The sequence below is a fragment of the Bacillus sp. B1-WWTP-T-0.5-Post-4 genome (assembly GCF_009183795.1).
Taxonomy (GTDB): Bacteria; Bacillota; Bacilli; order Bacillales; family Bacillaceae_G; genus Bacillus_A; species Bacillus_A cereus.
The window spans coordinates 62,926-88,340 of sequence record NZ_WEIJ01000012.1 but is presented as its reverse complement, the minus strand read 5'-3'; the positions used below and the strand labels follow the sequence as shown (position 1 = coordinate 88,340).

Below are 25,415 nucleotides of genomic sequence, written 5' to 3'. Positions count from 1 at the left end.
AAGTATCAGAGTATGTCATCGCCAATACGTTAACTTTCAAAAGGAGGATTTTCTTATGTATTCAATGGAACAAGTTGTAAACTTAGCGAAACATCGCGGTTTTGTTTTCCCTGGTTCTGAAATTTACGGTGGTCTTGCAAACACTTGGGATTACGGTCCACTTGGAATCGAATTAAAAAATAACGTTAAAAAAGCTTGGTGGAAAAAATTCATTCAAGAATCTCCACACAACGTTGGTTTAGACGCAGCTATTTTAATGAACCCTAAAACTTGGATCGCTTCTGGTCACGTTGGTAACTTCAACGATCCAATGATTGACTGTAAAAAATGTAAAGCTCGTCACCGTGCTGACAAATTAATTGAAGATGCTTTAGATGCAAAAGGCATCGAAATGGTTGTTGACGGTCTTACTTTCGACCAAATGGCTGACTTAATGAAAGAACATGAAGTAAAATGTCCTGATTGCGGTAGTGAAGAATTCACTGAAATCCGTCAGTTCAACTTAATGTTCAAAACATTCCAAGGTGTTACAGAGTCTAGCACAAACGAAATCTTCCTTCGTCCTGAAACAGCACAAGGTATTTTCGTAAACTTCAAAAACGTTCAACGCTCTATGCGTAAAAAGCTTCCATTTGGTATCGGCCAAATCGGTAAGAGTTTCCGTAACGAAATCACGCCTGGTAACTTCACATTCCGTACACGTGAATTCGAACAAATGGAACTTGAATTCTTCTGTAAGCCTGGTGAAGATTTAGAGTGGTTTGCATTCTGGCGTGAAACTTGTAAAAACTGGTTACTTTCACTTGGTATGTCTGAAGAGAGCATGCGTCTTCGTGACCACGGTGAAGAAGAGTTATCTCACTACAGTAATGCAACAACTGACATTGAATTCAAATTCCCATTCGGTTGGGGCGAACTTTGGGGCGTTGCATCTCGTACAGACTTCGACTTAAAACGTCACATGGAACATTCAAACGAAGACTTTAACTATATTGATCCACAAACGAATGAGCGTTACGTGCCATACTGCATCGAGCCATCTTTAGGCGCAGACCGCGTAACATTAGCATTCTTATGTGATGCATATGAAGAAGAGCAATTAGAAAACGATTCTCGTACAGTTCTTCGTTTCCACCCTGCTTTAGCACCATACAAAGCAGCTATCTTACCATTATCTAAGAAGCTATCTGAAGGTGCTACTGAAGTATTCGCAGAATTAGCTAAAGACTTCATGGTAGACTTTGATGAAACTGGTTCTATCGGTAAACGTTACCGTCGTCAAGACGAAATCGGTACACCATTCTGTATCACATACGACTTCGACTCAGTTGAAGACAAAGCTGTTACAGTACGTGACCGTGACACAATGGAACAAGTTCGTATGCCAATTAGCGAACTAAAAGGTTTCTTAGAGAAGAAAATCCAGTTCTAATTATAAGAAAAAGAGGCTGCTCATAAGAGCGCCTCTTTTTTACTTTTCACGTTTTTCTTTAATTGCTACTGTACATCTTGATATACATAGTAAATCATCATTTTCATCAATAATACGAACATCCCAAACCATTGTCGATTGTCCTCTATGTATCGGTGTTCCGATCGCTGTTACAATTCCATCTTTCTTTGAGCGAATGTGGTTTGCATTAATTTCTAATCCGAAACAAATACATTTTTCTTGATCAATTAAATTATATGAACCAACACTTGCCACTGTTTCCGCTAATGCAACCGATGCACCTCCATGTAAAAATCCAAACGGTTGATGCGTACGCTCATCAACAGGCATCGTAGCAACTACCTTATCTTCTGTCATCTCTAACAACTCAATTCCAAGTGAATCCATTAAAGTTTTTGCCATATCGCTTCCCCCTTCTCTTACTTTAATTAAATGTATAATTTTACCTATTTATTTTCAAACTACTTATAACACTTATATAAGGAGGCTTCACCTAAATGAAACAGAAATTTTGTATATTACTGCTTATGTTCTCCTTGCTGACTATTGTACCAAATTGTGCAATAACAGCCAAAGCATCTAACCTGACAATCGATGTTAAGACTGTAACGCAAAAAGGTAAGAAACCTTATATAGAATATCAAATAAATAGGCCTTCTTTTCACAACTTTTCTGATTCTAAATTTCAAAATAAACTCAATTTATACTACAAAAAATCCACTGACAAATTTAAAAACAAATTAGAAAAAGAAGCAAAAAAATATTATAAAGAGACAGAAGGATCTAGTACACCCTTTCATCCGTACGTAGCAAATGTTGATTATAAAGTCTCTTTAAACAAACCACCTTTTCTTAGCCTATATGTGAATTACTATCAATATACTGGCGGAGCACACGGTCTTTATACGTGGAAGGCAAATACATTTGATTTAAACGAAAAAAAGGTGCTGCACTTAGACGATTTATTTCAACAAAAGGATAAATATAAAGATGTAATCCGTGCAGAGATTGTACGACAAATTAAACAAAATGAAAGCATTTATTTTCCTGATGCAACTGAAAAAGTAATGAGTATGAAAAAATTTCACTTCTTTTTAGAGCCAGATAATCTCGTCATTTATTTCCCTTTATATGAGATTGCTCCCTATTCAAGTGGAATTCCGCAATTTCGTATTCCATATACGTTGCTAAGAGACTATTTAAAGCCTTCTTATCAAAATATTTTGATTGACAACAAGTAAATATTTTCGCTACGATAATGTTAACCTAAAAACAACAGAAGGTTAACATTATGAGAAGATTTCATGTTTTAGATTTAGCATTAGCTGCCATGTTCGTTGCTCTTATGGCCATCGGTGCAAATATTGTATCTTGGGCACCTTTCTTACAAGTAGCAGGCATCCCATTATCTATGCAACCATTTTTCGCAATTTTAGCAGGTCTTCTTCTTGGAAGTAGACTTGGTGCCTTATCCATGACTGTATATATGCTCGTTGGCTTAGCCGGCGCACCAATCTTCGCTAACTTCAAAGCTGGATTTGGAGCACTTTTAGATCCTACTGGTGGTTTTATTATCGCCTTTATTATTGTTGCTTACGTATTAGGAAAACTAGTAGAACAAAAAGAAAGACCAACTTTCATTACATTTGCAATTGCCTCTTTCACTGGAATTATTTTAACTTATATAATCGGTACTACTTACATGTACGGAGCAGTCAATATCTTTATGGGCGGTAATATGAGCTATAAAGCTGCTTGGATGATTATGATGTGGTTTGCAGTAAAAGATATTGCATTTACAATTATCGGTGCTATTATCGCACCTCGCATATACTATGCTGTGCGTCGTTCTGCTTATCAGCATTCTCATTCGACGATTTCATAATAAAAAAATGAGTTATTTCAGTATACTGAAATAACTCATTTTTTATTATGACTCTTGATTCGCTTGTTCTTCTAAAATTTTCTTCATCATTGCAACCATGTCATCACGTAATTCTGGGTGTTGCAGGGCCATTTCAATTGTCGTTTGAACGAATCCTAGCTTTTCACCTACGTCGTAGCGCTTTCCTTCGAAATCGTAAGCAAATACACGTTGGATTTCATTTAAGCTTTGGATTGCATCTGTTAATTGAATTTCACCACCAGCACCGACATGTTGCTGTTCTAAGAACATAAAGATTTCAGGCGTTAAAATGTAACGGCCCATAATTGCTAAGTTTGAAGGAGCTGTACCTTGTGCTGGTTTCTCAACGAAATTGCGAACTTGGTAACGACGACCTTCTTGTTCTAATGGATCGATAATTCCATAGCGATGTGTTTCCGACTCTGGAACAGTTTGTACACCAATAACAGAAGAAAGTGTTTTTTCATACTCATCCATTAATTGACGTAAACACGGTTTCTCAGCTTGGACAATATCATCACCTAGTAACACTGCAAACGGCTCATCACCAATGAATTTACGCGCACACCAAACAGCATGTCCTAGTCCCTTCGGCTCTTTTTGACGGATATAATGAATATCTACCATTTTTGAAGAGGCTTGTACTTTTTCAAGCAACTCATATTTTTTCTTCTCTAATAAGTTTTGTTCTAGTTCAAATGCATTATCAAAATGATCTTCAATAGAACGCTTTGTTTTACCAGTAACGATAATAATATCTTCGATACCCGATTTCACTGCTTCTTCTACAATGTATTGGATCGTTGGTTTATCTACTATCGGTAACATTTCTTTCGGCATTGCTTTCGTTGCTGGTAAAAAACGTGTTCCTAATCCAGCTGCTGGGATTATCGCTTTTCTTACTTTTTTCATCACAAAATACCCTCTCTCCTGTCGGAATCAATAGCAATTATTTCCTACATAAAACAAAAGGGAGATTTCGCTCCCTTTTGTTCCTTACTACTTAAAATTACTTTGTATTATAAACGATTCATAATGTCTTCTTTAATAGTAAGTAACTTTTGTTCACTATTTTGTAAAGAACTATCTTTTACACCAAAGTAAAACTTAATCTTCGGCTCAGTTCCAGATGGACGTAGGCAGAACCATGAACCATCCTCTAATTGATATTTTAACACATTTGATTTCGGTAAGTGAATCTCTTCTTTATGTCCATCTTGTAAAGATGTAACGATGCTTGCTTTATAGTCTTCCACTGCTACGACTGTTAAGCCCGCTACTTCTTTCGGAGGATTCTCACGGAACGTTGCCATCATCTCTTGGATTTTTTCCGCTCCATCTTTTCCTTTTAACGTTAACGATACAAGGTCTTCACGGAAGAAGCCGTATTTCTCAAATACTTCTAATAGACCGTCATATAACGTTTTCCCTTGTGATTTGTAGTATGCAGCTACTTCACATGCAAATAGGACAGATTGTACTGCATCTTTATCACGGCAGAATGGGCGGATTAAATAACCATAGCTTTCCTCATAACCGAATTGGAATTCATATTGTCCGCTTTCTTCATACTGCCTAATTTTCTCACCGATAAATTTAAATCCAGTTAACGTATCAACTGTATCTAAACCGTATGCTTTCGCAATTGTACGACCAATCTCAGACGTTACGATTGTTTTTAATACGACACCGTTCTCCGGAAGCGTTCCGTTTTCTTTCTTTTGAGATAGTAAGTAATCAAGCATTAATGCACCTGTTTGGTTTCCTGTTAATACTTGGAACTCACCATTATGATTGCGCACCGCTACACCTAGACGATCTGCGTCAGGATCAGTTGCGATTAATACATCTGCGCCTACCTTTTCACCGTCACGAATGGCATACTCAAACGCTGCGTGCTCTTCTGGGTTCGGTGATTTTACTGTAGAGAAGTTTGGATCTGGTAACTCTTGCTCTTTTACAACTGTTACATCTGTAAATCCAACTTCTTTTAAACCACGGCGTACAGAAATATTTGATGTTCCGTGTAATGGTGTAAAGACGATTTTTAAGTCTTTACCAACCTTTTGCACCATTTCTTTATTAATGATGACATTGTTCAATTCTGCAGCATATGCATCATCTACTTCTTGTCCAATAATATGTAATAAACCGTCAGCTTTTAATTGCTCTACATTAGCGACTTCAACTGTTAATTCATCTTCTACTGCATTTACGTAGCTAATTAACTCATCTGCTTCTTTTGGAGGTAACTGTCCACCATCTTCACCGTATACTTTGTATCCGTTATATTCAGGTGGATTATGGCTTGCCGTAAGAACGATTCCACTTACTGTATGTAAATGACGAACTGCGAAAGAAAGTACTGGCGTTGGACGTAAGCTTTCAAACACATATGTTGTGATACCGCGTGCCCCAAGTGTAGCAGCAACTTCCATTGCGAACTCAGGTGATTTATGACGAGAATCATAGGCTACAACAACACCGCGTTTTTTCGCTTCCTCACCTAATTTTTCAATAAAGCTTGCTAATCCTTTTGTTGCTTTACGAACTGTATATACGTTTAAACGGTTCGTACCAGCACCAAGTTCACCACGCATACCACCTGTACCAAACTCTAGATTTTTATAAAAGCTATCCTCGATTTTCTTCTCATCTTGCTTCATATTTTCTAGCTGTTCTTTTAATTCTGCATCTAATTGTGCGTAAGAAAGCCAGCGACTAAATTCTTGTTTCCAATTCATTCTTCTCTCTCCTCTCGCTCGTCATACCTTTATTATATGAAAAAAACATGCTGTATCTCAATATTTTATAAAATCTAGTAGGATTTTACTAGGAATATTTGTATACACTATTGTTAAATACTCCACTAAAGGGAATGAGGATTATGCACGAATGGGGCTTGTCAGAAGAGCTCAAAATACAAACAAAGCAAATGATTGAAATTGCTGAAAAAGAACTATCGATTATGAGGAACGCAATCGATAAAGAAGACGAATGTATTTTATGCAAAATGGAAGATATTCATCATATGTTAGCAAATGTACAAACATTGGCAGCTACATACTATATTCAGGCATATTTATCACCTTATACGGAAAGTTCATCTTTTATTACAACAGCTATCCAACATTTAAGCGCCAGAAAACATGGTGCTCTTATCGTTGTGGAAAGAAACGAGACGCTTGAAGCTCTCATTCAAACTGGAACGACATTAAACGCTCATTTAACTGCGCCATTACTCGAATCAATATTTTATCCAGGTAACCCTCTTCATGACGGTGCCGTTCTCGTAAAAAATAATCATATTGTCTCAGCTGCTAATATTCTTCCTTTAACGAAAAGTACAGAAGTTGATCCTGAGCTAGGAACACGTCACAGAGCTGCAATTGGCTTATCAGAAAAGAGTGATGCACTTATATTAGTTGTCTCTGAAGAAACGGGCCGTACTTCTTTTGCTTTAAACGGGATTTTGTATACGATTTCTTTATAAAGTGAAACTTTAATCAGCCCTCACCAATCGGGCTTTTACCAACAACCCCACCTAACTGCTTTGCTTTCGCTGAATTTTGGGGTGCGAGTCTTACTACCCGGCAAATAGCGGGGTAAACAAACCTATAAAAAGAAGACTGTTCCAAAATATTGGAACAGTCTTCACTTATACTCTTATTCTTCTCCGAAGCGCTCCACAAGTGTTGCAAGTGTACGTACCATTGCACCAGTTGCTCCAGCTGGACCTAAGTCGTGCGCGCCTTTTGTTTCTGATGTTCCAGCGATATCTAAGTGTACCCACGGTGTATCTTCAGCGAATTCGCCTAAGAATGTACCTGCCATAACCGCATGTCCTTCACGGCCTGGTGAGTTATTTAAATCAGCAAACTTACTGTTTCGAACGCGTTCTTTATCACGATCAAAAATCGGTAGTTGCCAAATTGGCTCATCTGTTTCCATAGAAGCCTCTAGCACTTGCTCAAATAACTCTTCATTATTTGTCATTGCGCCTGTCGTATAGTTTCCAAGTGCAACAATTACACCGCCTGTTAATGTTGCAACATCAACAAGGTAGTTTGCACCAAGTTTTTTCGCATACGTAATACCGTCAGCTAAAGCTAGACGACCTTCTGCATCCGTATTTAATACTTCAATTGTTTTTCCGCTCATAGATGTAATTACATCGTCTGGCTTAAATGCCGTACCACTTACAACGTTATCAGTTGAAGGAATAACAGCGATCACATTTTGTTCTGGGCGAAGTTCACCGATAATTTCCATCGCACCTAATACAGCAGCTGCACCGCCCATATCACCTTTCATACCGACCATGCCTTCACGTGGTTTTAAAGAATAACCACCTGTATCGTATGTAATACCTTTTCCAACGAATCCAATGACATCTGTCCACTCTTCTTTTCCTTTATAAATAAGAGCAATCATTTTTGGTGGCTCTACACTACCTTGGTTTACTGCAAGTAACGCACCCATACCAAGATCTTCCATCTCTTCTTTCTCAAGAACTTTATAGTCCATATCATACTTCTCCGCTAATTCAACAGCATACTCAGCAAGCTTTGTCGCTGTTAATACGTTTGGCGGCATATTTACAAGTGTACGAGCTGAATTTGTTGCACGTCCATGTACGTAGCCAACTGTTAATGCGGCTTCAATTTCTTGTGCATCTTCCGCTGTAATAGCCGTGAACTTCTCTAACTCTACACGATCCTTTTTATCTGATTTATACGTTTGTAATTCATATGTACCAAGGCCTTGTACCTCTGCTGCAATATGAGCGACATCAATCGCCTCTAATTTCTCTGTTACGAAAGAATCAAGTAAGATTGCTGCATCTTGTACTTTTGCTACTTGCAGTGTTTTAAATGCCTTACCAAGAGCCGCACGTAACGTTTCTGTCGTGTAAGACTCTTTCTTGCCTAAACCAACAAAGTAATAACGTTTCACATTTGTTTTTCCTAAGCTATGTACTTTCGAAATGGCCTTTTTCTTCGTAGATAATTCTTTCTCTTCTAGTAAAACTTGTAATTGTCCTTCAAACGCTTTGTCCAGTTCTTGTACAAAACTACTCATTTTCTCTTCTTCAAATAAAGCGACAATTACTGCTTCGTGACCTGCTAATTCTTTTTGTACTTGAAACATGTTCAGACCCCCTAAATTTCTCTACCACCATTATAACTTTATTTTCGATAAAATGCGACAATTCTAACTACAGTTATATGACGTGTAAAATCCCCTCTATTATGAAATAAGCCAAGAAAAAAAGTCTAGCGTAATTACGACTAGACTATCTTTGTTTTAAATATTGACCACGAAACACTTGCATCGTTTCGTCTTGATTTAACATCGTTAACTCTTCTTCTGTAAACTTACCATTTCCTACTTTTACTACGTACACATTTACTTTTTTCTTACCCCATTGGCTATAAACATCTTTCACCGTATCATAATATAGATCAAGACGGTTTCCTTTTATTGCACCGCCCTTATCAGCTACTACACCATACCCATAACCTGGTACGAATAAAATTGTTCCAATTGGGAATACGCGTAAGTCCGCTGCGATTGTGGAATATAAATCCCTTTTCGCCTTAACACCTGAATATGTAATACCATACTCCGGATGTCCCGGCCTCTTACCAGTTGACTCAATTCCCGACGTATAACCTGTTGCAGTCATTTCAATTGAACGATATTTAGACCAGTCGTTTGCCTGCTCTAAAGCATTTATCACTTCTTTACTCGGAGCAACATTTCTCTTAACTTCTGCTGCATGTACTTCTTTTGCACTCGTTCCCTCATACTTCTTTACAATCTCTAATAAAGAAACTCCTGTGAAAGCATTCCATGTTACGCATAATGCAATTGCAAGTAAACAAGTCATCATAATGCGAATACAATATCGTTTTAACATTTTTATATTCCACACTCCTTCATCGTTAATCATTCCCTATACCATGAAGGAATATGCAAAAAAATAATCTCCAACTTAATTGGAGATTAAAACATTTGATATCCGCTTTTCCGAAGTTTCTTGATTACGACTCCTGCTAAAGCAGCCCCTACTAATCCAGTAGATAGAATAAATACGTCTGCTTGTCCTAAGTGCGATACACTTGTCCCAAATGAAGAAAATGTTTCTTTCGGTTTTGAAAAATAATCCCACATACTCGCTTTATTAATAATCAGCATACAAACAATCGGATACACAATAACCATTACCCAAGTAGCTCGCAAAATCATGTTGAGTAAAAATCCAATTCCAAAGAACAAAATAAAGAATAACATCATTGAAATAAGTAGTACCGGTATACTCACTCTTTTCCCCTCTCCTTCGCACGTGCCGTAAATACGTGATAAGCTGTATAACCAAATGGTTCGCCTGGATTTAATGTTTTGTCCACTTCAAGATGTAGTTCTGATCTTCCTTCTAACAAATATTTAATAAGCACAGACGTATTCGGATCGTCTACAATCTTATCCGGATGTAAGAACGCCACTTCAGACAATTCTTTCTCCTGTATAATAATATTTTCTCCTTCAGGCTCCAAAAGAAAAATAATCATATTATCACTAATCTCATTACGAATAACACCCGATCGAACACCAATGATTCCCTTCACATGAGCGACAATGCCTGTCTCTTCTAACACTTCGCGTTTCACAGCTTCATCAACCGTCTCACCTTCATTTACAAAACCAGCCGGTAAAGACCATTTCCCTTTTAATCCACTGTATTTCTTCTTAACAAATAGCCACCTACCATCTTTTGTAGCTACTAAACCACTAACAGCTAGCCATACCTTCCCTCGTTTTTCCATGATGTAATAACCTCCTCTTTCAGAACGGACAGAATATTCTTTCTTTTTATATTATACTATATTTTTAATATGAAAAAAGCAGAAACAGCTCTTAGCCGTTTCTGCTTTTTCTAATATATATTAAAAGAACTTTAATTTACCTTTTTTAAGAACTAATAAAGGTCCACCTAATAAGAATAGGTAACGGTTATCGATTACTTTCTTCATGAAGGAAGCTTTCCAACCTGTTAACTTTTTACCCATAACAACGCCCATTGCATCGTCATGACCTAAAGAACATACAGATCCTTTATTATCAAATACGAATTTCTTCATTTCGCCTTTACCACGAACTAATACAGTTAAGTTGTGTGCAATATTGTAACCTTGTTGAATTGCGATTTGTGCTGTTGGTGGGTATGGACGGTTAATTTCTTCATTAATGATTAACGCTGCGTCACCAACCATGAATACATCTTCGTATCCTGGAGCATGCATGTACTCATCAACTTTTACACGTCCGCGCATTGCTTCAAATCCAGACTCTTCCACAATACCGTTACCACGAACACCTGCAGCCCAAACTACTGTTTCAGACTTAATTAATTCAGTGTCATCGCCATTCGCAACGATAATACCTTCTTCAGTTGCTTCTTTAATTGCTGTACCGATGCGGAATTCTACACCTTTTTTCTCAAGTTGTTTTACAGCGTATTCTACTAACGCTGGATCGAAACCTGGAAGTGCTGTTGGAGCAGCTTCTACACAGATGATACGTGCTTTTTCACGTGGTACATTGTACTCTTTGCAAAGTTCAGGAACACGGTTTGCAAGCTCACCTACGTACTCGATACCAGTAAATCCAGCACCACCAACAACGATTGTTACTAACTCATCGCGTTGTTCAGTTGCATATTTAGAGAAACTAGCTTCCATATGCTCACGAATTTCACGAGTTGCATTAATGTTAGCGATTGAGAATGCATGCTCTTTTAATCCTGTAATTCCGAATGTTTCTGATTCGAAACCAAGACCAATTACTAAGTAGTCATACTCTAACTCGCCGTCTTTTAAGATAATGCGTTTTTCAGCAGCTTTAATTTCTACTACTGTGTCTTGTACAAAGTTCACTTTATTTGTATCAATAACGTCTTGAATATCTAGACAGATTTTTTCATCTTGTAATGTACCAGCTGCGCTCTCGTGTAACCAAGTCGCTTGGTAGTGATAGCTGTTGTTGTTTACTAGCGTAATTTCAGCTTCATTTACAGATAATGCTTTTTGCAGACGAACAGTCGTAATCATCCCGCCATAACCTGCACCTAAAACTACGATTTTTGGAGTCTTCACCAAATCACAACCCTTTTCTTTATATAATAGTAATGAAAAATAATACCAAGTACTAAAAACTCTATTTGTCAAGAATGTGGAATTTATCACATTCTATATCATAACAAAACGCAGTCAAAAAATCGTACGAATTTTGTCATAGAAATTTAACATAATACTTCCCTATATTAGTCGGTTTTATTCCAGAATTCAAGCGTCTGGAGAATTATCAATATTTTAAAATAACATAGCGTTTTCAAGGGTTTTTTAGCCTTTTTTTCATGTATTTTCCTTTTTGTATATTTTATACAATAAAAAAGAACCTATGCGAAAACTTACACACAATTCAGTCGTTTTCAGAAGTATTATGAACTCAAATATGCTATCATTTATTTGAAAGTATCATCATTTGCAGGATTTTCGTGTACATATGAACAATATATGAAATCAATATCAAAATTCCATCTATAGGGGGAATGAAAGTGGCAGAAAATCAAAAAGTTTACGACATAACAATTATTGGTGGTGGTCCAACGGGACTGTTCACAGCATTTTATGGCGGTATGAGACAAGCAAGTGTAAAAATCATTGAAAGCTTACCTCAACTTGGAGGACAATTATCCGCACTCTACCCTGAAAAATACATTTATGATGTAGCTGGATTCCCAAAAGTGCGCGCACAAGAATTAGTTGATAACTTAAAAGAGCAAATGAAGAAATTTGACCCAACCGTTTGTTTAGAAGAAGCTGTCGATACGCTTGAGAAACAAGCTGACGGTATATTTAAACTTGTTACGAATAAGCAAACTCACTATTCTAAATCAGTTATTATTACTGCTGGCAATGGTGCTTTCCAACCACGCCGCTTAGAATTAGAAGGTACAGCAAAGTATGAAAAGAAAAACTTACATTATTTCGTTGATGATATGAATAAATTTGCCGGTAAGCGCGTCGTAGTATTTGGCGGCGGCGATTCAGCTGTTGATTGGACAATGATGTTAGAACCAATTGCTGAAAAAGTTACAATCGTTCATCGCCGTGATAAATTCCGTGCGCATGAACATAGCGTAGAAAGCTTAATGAATTCTCGTGCAGAAGTAAGTACACCATACGTTCCAGTAGAACTCATTGGTGATGACAAAATTGAACAAGTCGTTCTTCAACATGTAAAAACGGAAGAAAAAGTTATCATCGATGTTGATGACGTAATTGTAAACTATGGCTTCGTTTCTTCTCTTGGCCCAATTAAAAACTGGGGCTTAGATATACAAAAAAACAGCATCCTTGTAAATTCAAAAATGGAAACAAATATTCCTGGCATTTACGCTGCTGGTGACATTTGTACATATGAAGGAAAAGTAAAACTCATTGCTTGCGGCTTCGGTGAAGCACCAACAGCAGTAAACAATGCAAAAGCTTACTTCGATCCAAATGCAAAACTTCAACCAATGCATAGCTCAAGCATGTTTTAATATGTAAAAATAAAAGCTCCTTCCATACGTGGAAGGAGCTTTTATTTTATATACCACGAAAGCACACTGAATTCGATAAACTATCGAACTCAGTGTGCTTTTCGTCTAAAAAAATTATTGTTTTCTTCTTCTACCTAATACGAATAATACTCCGCCAACTAAGAATGAAATTCCAGCACCAACTGACATCATCCATGGAGACGCTGCCCCTGTTTTCGGTAATTCTCTTTCTGTTTTTACTTGCGGCTCTTTAATTAATTTTTCCAATCTTACTTCTGGTTTCACTTCTGGTTCCTTCGGTTCTTTCGGATCTTCCGGTTTCACTTCTGGCTCCTTCGGCTCTTTCGGATCCTCCGGTTTCACTTCTGGTTCTTTCGGCTCTTCCGGTTTCACTTCTGGTTCTTTCGGCTCTTCCGGTTTCACTTCTGGTTCTTTCGGATCTTCCGGTTTCACTTCTGGTTCTTTCGGATCTTCCGGTTTCACTTCTGGTTCTTTCGGATCCTCCGGTTTCACTTCTGGTTCTTTCGGATCTTCCGGTTTCACTTCTGGTTCTTCCGGTATCTTAAAATCTTCTTTTGTTTTCGGTAAAATTGTAACTGTAGGCTCAAGTGGCGGATTTATTCCATCATCCACTACCGCTCTATTTGTTATCCCTTTACTTGGTGCTTCTTTTACCTTCGCTTTAAAAATAATACTACGTTCTTTCATATCCGCAATGTCTAGATATTTCGCGATTACTTTTCCAAACTCCATTTTTAACTCTACTGGATTTGGCTCAGCACCTTCAAATCTAAGACTATCTTGCACGTATTCTAAACCGGCTGGAATTTCATCTTCTATTGTAACTACATCTAGTTTTCCGTTTTCCACCGTATTTTTGAAGCTAATTCGGTATTCTACTTCTTCTCCTAGCTTTGGCTCTTTATTACTTACTGTCTTCGCTGCTGTTAACTTACCATCTTTATATTCTGGCTTTATTTTCGCTGTCGGTTCTATAACTGGATGTTTCGGATCATCCACTTCAATAATCGCTTTATTTGTTATTTCTCCTCCAACTTTTGCTGTTTCTTTTACCTTTACTTTAAAGATGACACTTCTTTCTTTCGTATCCGTAATTTCTGGATACTTCACTGTTACTTTTCCATTCTCTACTTTAAGCTCTATTGGTGCAGGTTTATCACCTACAGCCTCCAAACTATCTGTCACATATTCTAAACCGGCTGGAATTTCATCTTCAATTTTCACATCAACTAACTTCCCGCCATCTACTGTGCCGTTAAAAGTAATTCGATATTCAATTTCTTCCCCTAGCTTTGGTTCATGATTACTTACTTCTTTTCTTGCCTCTAGTTTCCCACCTTTATATTGCGGTGTGATTGGTATAAGTGGCTCAACTGGCGGAGTCGTCGGATTATTATCATCCACAACCGCCTTGTTTACAATCTCTTTTCCTACTTGTACCGTCTCTTGTACTCTCACTTTAAAGATGATACTTCTTTTTTTCGTATCCGTAATTTCTGGATACTTTGCTGTTACTTTTCCATTCTCTACTTTAAGTTCCACTGGATGTGGTTCCGGCCCATCAGACTTTATACTATCTTGTACGTATTCTAAACCGGCTGGAATTTCATCTTCTACCTTTACCTCAGTTAGTTTTCCATTCTCTACCGTATTTTCAAAGCTAATTCGATATTCTACTTCTTCTCCTAACTTTGGTTCATGATTACTTACTGTTTTTTCTGCTTGTAATGCACCATCTTTATATTGAGGCTGAATAGAGATATTCGGTTGCTCTGGTGGATTTATTGTATCTTCCACAATCGCCTTGTTCACAATCTCTTCGCCTACTTTAGCTTTTTCTTTCACTTTCACTTTAAAGACGATACTTCTTTCTTTCGTATCCGTAATTTCTGGATATTCCGCAAGGACGATTCCGTTTTTCACTTTCATATACAACGGTTTCGGATTCTCTCCCTCGGCTCTTTCACTACCTTCTACAAACTCTAAGCCCGTTGGTAATTCATCCTTAATCTTTACCTTCGCTACTTTTCCATGCTCTACTACGTTACGGAAAGTAATTCGATACTCTACTTCTTCTCCCAATTTTGGAGCTGGATTATTTACTGTTTTCTCAGCTTTTAGTTTTCCGTCCTTATACTCCGGCGTAATAATCGCTTCTGGTTTTTGCGGAGGATTCTTCGGATTGTCATCATCCACAATTGCCGTATTCACGATTTTCTTACCGACTTTTGCTACTTCCGTTACTTTCACTTTAAAGCTAATACTACGCTCAGCTGTATCAGTAATATTTTCATACTTCGCTATAATTTTCCCAGCTTCTTCTTTTAACTCTACTGGCGTTGGCTCATTACCTTCTGATTTTAAACTATCCTTCACATACTCTAAACCAGTTGGTAATTGATCCTCAATTTTCACTTCTGCTAGTTTTCCGTTTTCTACCGTATTTTTAAAACTAATTCGGTACTCTACTTCTTCTCCTAGCTTTGGATCTTTTTTATTTACCTTTTTATCAGCTTTAACTTTACCGTCTTTATGCTGCGGGGTAATTTCTACTTCTGGTCGCTCTGGTGGATTTTTTGTATCATCAACAATTGCTTTATTTACAATTGCTTTGTCCACTTCAACAGAATCTTTCACCTTCACTTTAAAGATAATGCTTCTTTCTTTCAAGTCAGTGATATTTTCATACTTCGCACTAACCTTACCAGCTTCTTCTTTCAACTCTACTGGTGCTGGCTTATCACCTTCTGCTTTTAGACTATCTTTCACATACTCTAAACCAGACGGAATTTCATCCTCAATTTTCACCTCTGCCAGTTTTCCATCTTTCACCGTATTATTAAATGAAATTCGGTATTCGATTTCTTCCCCTAGCTTCGGTTTATCATTATTCACCTTTTTATGAGCAGCAATTTTACCGTCTTTATATTGCGGTGTAATTTTTGCTGTCGGATCAATTACTGGATGGTTCGGATCATCCACATGAATAATCGCTTTATTTGTAATGTCCTTCCCTATTGTAACTGAATCTTTCACCTTTACTTTAAAGACAATACTTCTTTCTTTCGTATCCATAATCTCTGAATACTTTGCCATTACCTTGCCATTTTCAAATTTCAATTCCACTGGTTTTGGCTCGTCACCTTCAGCCTTTTCGCTTCCTTCTACAAACTGTAATCCAGCTGGAATTTTATCTTCTATTTTTACCTCTGCTAGTTTTCCATCTTTCACCGTATTATTAAAAATAATTCGATATTCGATTTCCTCACCTAACTTCGGTTCATGATTACTTACTTCTTTTCTTGCCTCAATTTTTCCATCTTTATATTGCGGTGTAATCGGTACATAAGGCTCTTCTGGTACATTCTTTGTATCATCCACAATCGCCTCATTTACGATTTCTTCACCCACTTTTGCGCTTTCTTTTACCTTCGCTTTAAAGACAATACTTCTTTCCTCTGTATCTGTAATTTCTGGATACTTTGCCATTACCTTATTATTTTTCACCTGTAGCTCTACTGGTTTCGGTTTAGAACCTTCTGCTGTGATGCTACCTTCTACATACTCTAAACCATTTGGCAATGCATCCTTTATATTTACCTCTGCTAGTTTCCCGTTTTCTATCGTATTTTTAAAACTAATTCGATATTCTACTTCTTCTCCTAGTTTCGGTTTATGATTATTTGCCACTTTCTGCGCAGCAATTTTACCATCTTTATATTGCGGAGTAATTTCCACATGAGGCTCTTCTGGCTCTTTTTTTGTATCTACTACGATTGCTTTATTAACAATCTCCTTACCTATTTCTACCTCTTCTTTTACTTTCACTTTAAAAATAATACTTCTTTCTTTTGTATCCGCAATTTCTAGATACTTTGCCATTACCTTGCCGTTTTCAAATTTCAATTCTACCGGACTTGGTTTAGAGCCTTCTGCTTGTAAACTGTTCTCCACGTACTCTAATCCAGCTGGAATTTCATCTTCTACTGTAACCTCTACTAGTTTTCCGTTTTCTACCGTGTTTTTAAAACTAATTCGGTATTCTACTTCTTCTCCTAATTTCGGTTTTTTATTGTTTACAAATTTCTCTGCTTTAAGCTTACCGTCTTTATATTCTGGCGTAATTGTTACTTCTGAAGTTGTTGGATCTTTTGTATCATCAACAACTACTTTATTGACAATGCCTTCACCAACCTTAAATTCTTCTTTTACTTTCACTTTAAAAGTAATACTTCTTTCTTCTGTATCCGTAATTTCTGGATATTTTGCGATTACTTTTCCATCTTTCACTTTCAGTTCTACCGGATCTGGCTTAGAACCTTCTGCTCGTAAACTATCTTTCACATACTCTAATCCATTTGGTAAATCATCTTTTATTGTTACCTCTGCTAGCTTTCCGTTTTCTACCGTATTTTTAAAGCTAATTCGGTATTCCACTTCTTCTCCTAACTTCGGTGTTTCATTATTTACCGTTTTCTTCGCTTCCACTTTTCCGTCTTTATGCTGTGGAGTAATTTCTGCCGTCGGTGTTTCTGGCTCATTTTTCGTATCATCAATAATTGCTTTATTGACGATTTTTTTACCGACTTTCACTTCATCTTTTACTTTCACTTTAAAAGTAATACTTCTTTCTTCTGTATCCGTAATCTCTCGATACTTCGCCATTACCTTACCATTTTCAAATTTCAATTCTACTGGATCCGGCTTAGAACCTTCTGCTTTCACACTGTTTTCTACGTACTCTAAACCTTCGGGTAAAGTATCTTCTATTTTCACCTCTGCTAGTTTTCCGTCTTCTACCGTGTTTTTAAAACTAATTCGGTATTCTACTTCTTCTCCTAACTTCGGCGTTTCATTATTTACCGTCTTCTTCGCTTTCACTTTTCCGTCTTTATGTTGCGGAATAATTTCTGCTGTCGGTGTTTCTGGCGGATGTTTCGTATCGCTCACAATCGCTTCATTAACAATTGAATCGCTCACTTTACCTTTTACTTTCACTTTAAAGGTAATACTTCTCTCTTTTGTATCTGTAATCTCAGGATACTTTGCCATTACCTTACCGTTTTCAAATTTCAATTCCACTGGATCTGGCTTAGAACCTTCTACTTTCACACTATCTTTCACATACTCTAATCCATTTGGTAAATCATCTTCTATCTTTACCTCTGTTAGCTTTCCATGTTCTACCGTATTTTTAAAGCTGATTCGGTATTCTACTTCTTCTCCTAACTTCGGCGTTTCATTATTTACCATCTTTTTCGCTTCAAGTTTTCCATCTTTATACTGAGGAATAATTTCCGCAGTCGGATTAACTGGCTTATTTTGCGAATCATCAATAGTTGCTTTATTAATGATTTTTTTACCGACTGTTACTCCTTCTTTTACTTTCACTTTAAAAACGATACTTCTTTCTTCTGTATCCATAATTTCTGGATATTTTGCCATTACCTTACCGTTTTCAAATTTCAGCTCTACTGAATCTGTTCCGACACCTTCTGCTTTCAAACTATTTTCTACATACTCTAAACCTTCTGGTAAAGTATCCTCTATTATCACGTCTGTTAGCTTTCCGTACTTAACCGTGTTTTTCATACTAATTCGGTATTCTACTTCTTCTCCTAACTTCGGTGTTTCATTATTTACGCTTTTCTTCGCTTTAATTTTTCCATCTTTGTGTAATGGTGTAATTTTCGCTTCTGGTTCTTTCGGATCTTTCATATCATCCACAATTGCCTTATTGATGATTTCCTTACCTACTTCCGCTTCTTCCTTCACCTTTACCTTAAAGACAATACTTCTTTCTTTCATATCCGTAATATTTTCGTATTCAGCAGTGACTTTTCCATCTTTCACACTTAACTTTAATGGAGCTGGTTTATCACCTTCAGCCTTTTCACTGCCTTTTACATACTCTAAACCGTTAGGAATTGTATCCTCTATTATTACCTTTTCAAGTTTTCCGTTTTCTACCGTATTCTTAAAGCTAATTCGGTATTCCACTTCTTCCCCTAGTTTCGGTGTTGGATTATCTACTGTCTTAATCGCATCAATTATCCCATCTTTATGTTGTGGAGTAATTCTTTCCTCCGGCTCAATCGGTGGATTTTTCGTATCATCAACAATTGCTTTATTGACAATCTCTTTATCTACTTTTGCTTCTTCCTTCACCTTTACTTTAAAGACGATACTTCTTTCTTTCATATCCATAATATCGATATACTTAGCTTTGACTATCCCATTTTCAACAGCTAATTCTACTGGTCCAGGTGCTTCTCCTTCGGCCTTGATGCTATTTTCTACATATTCAAGACCTTTTGGAATTGTATCTTCCACTCGCACCTCTTCAGGTTTTCCGTTCTCAACCGTATTATGAAAACTAATGCGGTACTCGATTTCTTCGCCTAACTTTGGCTTCTTATTATTAACTACCTTTGTAGCAGCAATTTCACCTTTTTTACTTTGCGGTGTAATAACAACCTTTGATTCAACAGGCTCATTTTTCGGATCTTTTGCAATTGCTTTATTTACGATTGCCTCCCCTACTTTTGCCGAATCTTTTACTTTCACTTTAAAAACAATACTTCTTTTTTCTGTATCCGTAATTTCTGGATACTTTGCCATTACTTTGCCGTCTTCCACTTTTAGTTCTACTGGCTCTGGTTTTATCCCTTCAGCTTTCAAACTATCTTTTACGTATTCAACATCTTTAGGTAGTGTATCTTCTACTAGCACCTTTTCTAGTTTTCCGTTTTCTATCGTATTATGAAATGTAATGCGGTATTCCACTTCTTCTCCTAGTTTTGGTGTTTGATTCGTTACGCTTTTTTCTACATCCACTTTACCGTATTTATAATCCGGCGTAATCTTTTCTTCTGGATGCTCAGTTTGTCCATTTGGCTCACTCACAACCGCTTTATTAACAATCGTTTCTCCCGCTTTTGCCTCTTCTTTTACTTTCACTTTAAAGGCAATGCTTCGCTCTTTTGTATCCGTAATCTCTGGATATTTTGCGATTATCTTACCATTTTCTACTTTTAACTCTACTGGATTTGGTTCGGCACCTTCAGCTCTCTCACTACCTTGAACAAATTCTAAGTTAGCTGGAATTTCATCTTCTATTGTAACTGCATCTAGTTTTCCGTTTTCCACCGTATTTTGGAAGCTAATTTGATATTCAACTTCTTCTCCTAGCTTCGGCTTCTTATTTGTTGCTTTTTTCTTTGCAGCAATTTTACCGGCCTTATGCTGTGGTGTAATCTTCTCTTCTAGATTCTTTGGTGGATTTGTTTTATCACTAACGGTTGCTTTATTAACAATTTCTTCACCAATTTTTGCAGTTTCTTTTACTTTTGTTTTAAAGACGATACTTCTTTCTTCCATATCCATAATTTCTGGATACTTTGCAATTACTTTTCCATTTTCAAACTTCAGCTCTACTGGCTCTGGTTTTGCACCTTCTGCTTTCAAACTATCTTTCACGTATTCAAGATTGCTTGGTAATTCATCTTCAATCATCAATACATCTAGACGTCCATCTTTTGTCTTATTTTTAAATGTAATACGATACTCTACCTCATCACCTAACTTCGGTGTTTTATTAGATGCTATTTTTTTAGCTTCTATTTCTCCAGGGATCTCTTTTGGAGTCGTAACCGTAATATCTGCATCGTCCTCAGTTTCATACTTTATCTCGGCACTATCTTGTCCCTTTACAACAACGATATTTTTTACTGTTGTATCTGATTGTACAGAATCTTTCACTTTTACTTTGAATGTAATAACAGCACTTTCACCAGGCTTTAAAACACCGCCGTCTTTAGCATTTGCACCTTCACCAATACGGAAATCAATTTGATTATTTACAAACTCTGCTTCATCATCGCTTGCATTATCTGTTTTATTTCCTTTATTACTTCCAGACACATATTGAATAGATCCCGGAACATACTCTAAACGATCATCTAATTTATCAAAACCTTTTACATTAGATACAGGGGCTTGGTTATTTTTCGTATCATTTTTCACTTCAATTTGATACGTAAACTCTTCACCAGCTTTAACGTCCTTAATTTCTTTCCCAGCACTATCTAACGCCTTTTTATCAACTTGTAAGTTTGGCGCATTATGTTCTGTAACAAATGTAGCGTTATTTAATACGTAAATATCACCAGTAGCACCATTTGCTTTAAATTGCATTTTACCTTCTTTTAAATCATTTTTTACTTTAGCAGGTCCTTCAAGATGATACGTATGAATATCAGTACTAAATGAATTTGTCCAATCCGGATTATATCCTGGATATTTTTTCGTAACAAACTCGTTAGTACCATCCACTTGCACTTCTGTCATAGATGAATCATTAACATCATTTTTTTTACCGTTAATGTTTTCTAAATCTTTATAACCGAATCCAAAATCATACTGCCCAAAATCATAGGCATATATATCATTTTCAGCAGGATCTCCTTGTGACGAGAAATAACTAAATTTCGCCTTAAAAGCCCCTTCTTTTGGCGTGTTTATTTTATTAATACCAATAGTTGTCCAGGCTGCACTTTTTTGAGCAACTAACCCTTCCCAAATCTTCATATCTTTTACGGTTTCTTTATGGTTTTCATACACTAATATAAGATTCCAGTTGCCCCAGTAGTAACCACTGCCTTTTTCAAATTTAATTTGTGGCACATTCGCAACTGTCACCGTTTGAGAAATACCTTGCTTTGCAATTACATTTGTTACGTCAGCATATGCAACATAACCGGCACCAGCACCCGAGTAATTTGAAATATACGGTAAATAATCCGCTTTTCGTATACTATCAGCACTTACTTCAGCGTATCCTTTATTCCCCATTTTCATTTTAACGGGCTCTCTTACATCTGCATCGCTAACTCTATACTCTTTAGATGGATAAGTTGGCGTTCCCATAGCTGCTGTCCAAAATAAATAAGCCTTTTTCACTTTACTTCCAGCAGGAATGTTAGGAAAAGCTCCTGTTGACGAATTAAAAGTACTATCATCGTTATCAACGTCCACAGTCATTTTATTCGTCTTATACCCCAGACTTTGTCTGCCATAATGATCAGTCGTCAAACCAAGTGTTACATTACCAGTCTGTACTAAATTACCAGCAGTAATTGTAGAATACAGTGGATCTCCAAATCCTTGCTTATCCCCTGTTTGCATTTGAACCTTCGAAGCATTCTCTGATGCAGCTTGTACTTCTGCAACACTCTGCTTTACTGCCTCTTTTTCTGGCTGTTTCTCAGCTTCGGTTACTGCCTCTTTTTCTGGCTGTTTCTCAGCTTCGGTTACTGGTTGTTTTGGTGGTTCTGTTTTTGATGTAGGGTTATTTTTATCTTCTACAGATACTTTTAGCTTTTCATCAACTTTTTTAATTGTATTATTAGCTGATGGGCCAACTTCTTTCTTACTACTGTCAGCCTCCTCATCGGCATTAGCTGCTACCTTTTCTTCAGAAGGGATTCCCTCAACATCTACAGACATGTTCCCTATTTGTAGTTGATCCTTTTGCACACTAATTTTTTGCTTATACTCATTATTAAAATGTTGTGCACGACGAGCTTTTATTAACACAGTCATTTTTTCATGTGATTTTAAATCTTTAATTTTAAGATTAGAAGAAAGAACCTTTCCTCCCTTATCTTTTTCCTCTACATAGAAATCCGCTACCTTATTTTCAGGTAACTTCTCTCCGTTTACTTTCACAGATTGCGAAGGGAACGTAATTTCATTTTCATTATTTTGTTTAAGCACCAATTCTTGAATTGGTGTAGCTCCCGTATTTTCAATCGTATATTGAAATACGTGCTCCCTCTCTGCTACTTCTCCCTTATATATTTCAGCATTTACTTGCTCTGCCTTAATTTTCACATCATTTCCTTGTAGCTCATCCCAGCTTTTTTTATTTATCTCTGTAGCAAAAGCACTGGGTGAAGGCAATATGATGGATAGGAGAAGTGTGATCATCGTTACGACATTAAAACACTTCAATACTTGCTTCATATTTTCTACCTTTCTCCTTTCTATATACTTGCTATCCGTCTACTTAATTTCGTAGCCGTATACATAGCAATATATATCCACTCGCAACAATCCGACCTACGAAAATGTATCGTTGAAATCCCAATGTCAACAATATAAATCTCATAGAATATTACTATTTTAATTTATCAAAAATAGCATATATATATCGGACACTTATACAAACCTTCACCATTTTTTAACATAGTAAAAAATGCCCTATTGTATAGGTTTATATAACAGTTAAAGGATACATAAAAATCTTAACATACTCCCAAATCTATTTGTACACGAAATAGAAATTTTACCATTTTTTACTTATTTTTTATTTATAATTAAAATTTTCAAAAAACTTCACATATAAAAATATGTTATATTAAAACCAAGAACGAATGTTCTTATTTTAAAGGAGGAATTTTCATGATTAACGAGCCCATTATAATGAAAAAAGAAGCTTTCCAAGCAATCGGCGTTTCGATTACGACGACTAACGAAATAGAGGCATCTACTGAAGGGAAAATTCCCGAGCTCTGGAACCGATACTTTCAAGAACAAATGATGCATCACATCCCAAATCAAAAAACGAAAGAAACATTCGCATTCTACTCCAACTATGAATCAGATGAAACTGGTACATATACATTTACAATCGGTACGACCGTTTCTTCATTAGAAGACGTTCCTGAAAATATGACAACTTTAACAATACCTGCTGCTACATATGCGGTATTTACAACGAGAAAGGGACCAGTTGCTGAAGTCGTTTGCGAAGCTTGGGAATATATTTGGCAATGGTCGAAAGAAAATAAACGTGCCTTCACAACAGACTTCGAGCTTTACGACGAAAGAGCATTAGACCCAAATCATGCACAATTGGGTATTTATATTGCGTTAGCCTAAAAAAAGATGCCCATTCGGCATCTTTTTTTGTCGTTAAATAGCTACTGGGCAAATTCATTATTATTGTCTACAATGAGAAAGTGCAGTATAGAAATATTAGAAACTGTATAAAGTGAAACTATAATTAGTGGGGGCATCTCCCATTAAGTATTAGCCCTCACCAATCGGACGTTTACTGGTTTTTTAGTTTAAATTTGTCACATAGAAAGGAAGCAATATGGAGGAACTACAACAAAATAAAACTGCTTTAGAAGGAAGCGGAAAACCGTTATTAAAAAATACAAATTTCCTTTTTCTTTGGGCAGCTACTCTTTTTTCAAGCTTTGCTTTAGCCTTTTTTACTTTTTCACAAACGTGGTACATAGCAAAAACATTAAACCTTGAAGCTTCACTCGGTGTTGTTTTCGTAGCTCTTAGTGTTCCAAGGCTTATTTTTATGATTATCGGCGGTGCTGTAGCTGATAAATTCCCGAAAAAAAATATTATGTTTTACTCCAATATTATTCGAGCGATTCTTGTCGCAACCATTCTCACATGGTTTATCGTTGGTGATGTAACACTATATACATTTGCTTTATTCGCTTTATTCTTTGGACTTGCTGATGCTTTCTTCTGGTCAGCAGATGGATCTATCTTACCTGAATTGGTAGAAAAAAGCCGGTTAACACAAGCGAATTCACTTACACAAATGACGAACCAAGCATCGGTCATCTTAGGCCCTGTACTTGGCGGAATTCTCATTAAATTTACAAACTACGAGACAATATTTTCTATTACAATTTTATTACTGATTGTCGCAGCCATACTCGTTCAAAAAATACAATTTACGATGCCAGAACTAAAAGATACAGATAAAGGTATGTTCACTTCCATTAAAGAAGGAATCTTATATGTAAAGGAATCGCCATTCCTTTCAACTTTCCTTATTTGTAGCGCTTTTTTAAACTTATTTTTAATCGGTCCGATGCAAGTCGGTTTCCCGCTTTTCGTTAAAAATGTTCTGCACGGTGACTCGCTCCATTTCAGTTACTTAGAAGCATCTGTAGGCGGCGGAATGGCAATAGGCGCTGTCATTGTAGGTTTAAAAAATATTAATCGTAGACGCGGACTATTTTGCATTATCATGATGCTACTGTCTGGTGTCTTCTTCTTATCCATCAACTTTAGTACCGTACTATGGCAAGCATTATTAGCTGGCATGTTTTACGGTATTACAATCGCAATGGCTATCGTTCCACTGATGGCGATGATTCAATCGACAGTAAAAGAAGAAATGATGGGGCGCGTAATGAGTTTGCTTATGCTATCATCAATGGGCTTTATCCCGCTCTCTTATGCATTCACATCCATTGCACTTGCAATAGGAATTCCAATCGTAACCGTTATGAAAAGTGGTGCAATAGCTGTTATCGTCTTCGTACTATTTGTAGCGATTCGTGTTCCAGTTGTAAGGAAGTTCGATTAGCTAATTAGAGTCATGT

Annotated in this window: 16 protein-coding genes; 7 read left to right on the top strand and 9 right to left on the bottom strand. The window is 36.7% G+C overall.

What is annotated here, in order from left to right; genetic code table 11:
* The first annotated feature begins 55 nt into the window (after positions 1–55).
* The gene (locus tag GBN91_RS25030; protein ID WP_000287147.1) at positions 56–1,432 is read left to right on the top strand and encodes a glycine--tRNA ligase; all 1,377 of its coding nucleotides are present in this window, start codon (positions 56–58) and stop codon (positions 1,430–1,432) included.
* Positions 1,433–1,471: 39 nt separating this feature from the next.
* Here GBN91_RS25030 and GBN91_RS25025 read toward each other — a convergent pair whose 3' ends face one another.
* Positions 1,472–1,855, bottom strand: a complete 384-nt coding sequence (locus tag GBN91_RS25025; protein ID WP_001140612.1) for a hotdog fold thioesterase — start codon at positions 1,853–1,855, stop codon at positions 1,472–1,474.
* 95 nt (positions 1,856–1,950) lie between these two features.
* On the opposite strand from GBN91_RS25025, the gene GBN91_RS25020 reads away from it, so the two are divergent.
* Together GBN91_RS25020 and GBN91_RS25015 are read left to right on the top strand one after the other, a co-directional pair.
* Entirely contained in the window at positions 1,951–2,694 is a 744-nt protein-coding gene (locus GBN91_RS25020; RefSeq protein ID WP_000810329.1) for a DUF3298 and DUF4163 domain-containing protein, read from the top strand.
* Between the two features lie 50 nt (positions 2,695–2,744).
* Positions 2,745–3,338 carry a biotin transporter BioY gene (locus GBN91_RS25015; RefSeq protein WP_152122601.1) on the top strand — a complete coding sequence of 198 codons (594 nt, stop codon included), beginning with the start codon at positions 2,745–2,747 and terminating at the stop codon, positions 3,336–3,338.
* Between the two features lie 45 nt (positions 3,339–3,383).
* On the opposite strand, the gene galU is transcribed toward GBN91_RS25015, so the two are convergent.
* Together galU and GBN91_RS25005 are read right to left on the bottom strand one after the other, a co-directional pair.
* The gene (gene galU / locus GBN91_RS25010) at positions 3,384–4,271 is read right to left on the bottom strand and encodes a UTP--glucose-1-phosphate uridylyltransferase GalU (protein ID WP_002097988.1); all 888 of its coding nucleotides are present in this window, start codon (positions 4,269–4,271) and stop codon (positions 3,384–3,386) included.
* Between the two features lie 107 nt (positions 4,272–4,378).
* The gene (locus tag GBN91_RS25005; RefSeq protein ID WP_001104227.1) at positions 4,379–6,103 is read right to left on the bottom strand and encodes a phospho-sugar mutase; all 1,725 of its coding nucleotides are present in this window, start codon (positions 6,101–6,103) and stop codon (positions 4,379–4,381) included.
* Positions 6,104–6,246: 143 nt separating this feature from the next.
* Here GBN91_RS25005 and cdaS point away from each other — a divergent pair, with 143 nt between their 5' ends.
* Positions 6,247–6,852, top strand: a complete 606-nt coding sequence (gene cdaS, locus GBN91_RS25000) for a sporulation-specific diadenylate cyclase CdaS (protein ID WP_000545252.1) — start codon at positions 6,247–6,249, stop codon at positions 6,850–6,852.
* Positions 6,853–7,025: 173 nt separating this feature from the next.
* On the opposite strand, the gene pepA is transcribed toward cdaS, so the two are convergent.
* The 5 genes from pepA to GBN91_RS24975 form a co-directional block, all read right to left on the bottom strand.
* Entirely contained in the window at positions 7,026–8,510 is a 1,485-nt protein-coding gene (gene pepA, locus GBN91_RS24995) for a cytosol aminopeptidase (protein WP_000487952.1), read from the bottom strand.
* Positions 8,511–8,655: 145 nt separating this feature from the next.
* Positions 8,656–9,282: a 3D domain-containing protein gene (locus GBN91_RS24990; protein WP_006922360.1), complete on the bottom strand. Its 627-nt coding sequence runs from the start codon at positions 9,280–9,282 to the stop codon at positions 8,656–8,658.
* 86 nt (positions 9,283–9,368) lie between these two features.
* Positions 9,369–9,686, bottom strand: a complete 318-nt coding sequence (locus GBN91_RS24985; RefSeq protein ID WP_000027016.1) for a YuiB family protein — start codon at positions 9,684–9,686, stop codon at positions 9,369–9,371.
* On the bottom strand, positions 9,683–10,189 hold the full coding sequence (locus tag GBN91_RS24980; RefSeq protein ID WP_000415315.1) for an NUDIX hydrolase: 507 nt from the start codon (positions 10,187–10,189) through the stop codon (positions 9,683–9,685). Before GBN91_RS24980 ends, GBN91_RS24985 begins: the two co-directional genes overlap by 4 nt.
* A gap of 120 nt (positions 10,190–10,309) precedes the next feature.
* A complete protein-coding gene (locus GBN91_RS24975) occupies positions 10,310–11,518 on the bottom strand; it encodes an NAD(P)/FAD-dependent oxidoreductase (RefSeq protein WP_137050169.1) in 1,209 nt (402 codons plus the stop codon).
* A gap of 461 nt (positions 11,519–11,979) precedes the next feature.
* Here GBN91_RS24975 and GBN91_RS24970 point away from each other — a divergent pair, with 461 nt between their 5' ends.
* Entirely contained in the window at positions 11,980–12,969 is a 990-nt protein-coding gene (locus GBN91_RS24970; RefSeq protein WP_000829789.1) for an NAD(P)/FAD-dependent oxidoreductase, read from the top strand.
* Positions 12,970–13,083: 114 nt separating this feature from the next.
* Here the strand turns inward: GBN91_RS24970 and GBN91_RS24965 are convergent, their stop codons facing one another.
* Positions 13,084–23,016 (bottom strand): isopeptide-forming domain-containing fimbrial protein, encoded by a 9,933-nt coding sequence (locus tag GBN91_RS24965; protein ID WP_152122599.1) that lies wholly within the window; start codon positions 23,014–23,016, stop codon positions 13,084–13,086.
* 438 nt (positions 23,017–23,454) lie between these two features.
* On the opposite strand from GBN91_RS24965, the gene GBN91_RS24960 reads away from it, so the two are divergent.
* On the top strand, positions 23,455–23,934 hold the full coding sequence (locus tag GBN91_RS24960; RefSeq protein ID WP_152122597.1) for a GyrI-like domain-containing protein: 480 nt from the start codon (positions 23,455–23,457) through the stop codon (positions 23,932–23,934).
* Positions 23,935–24,151: 217 nt separating this feature from the next.
* Positions 24,152–25,399, top strand: a complete 1,248-nt coding sequence (locus GBN91_RS24955) for an MFS transporter (protein WP_152122595.1) — start codon at positions 24,152–24,154, stop codon at positions 25,397–25,399.
* Positions 25,400–25,415 lie beyond the last annotated feature (16 nt).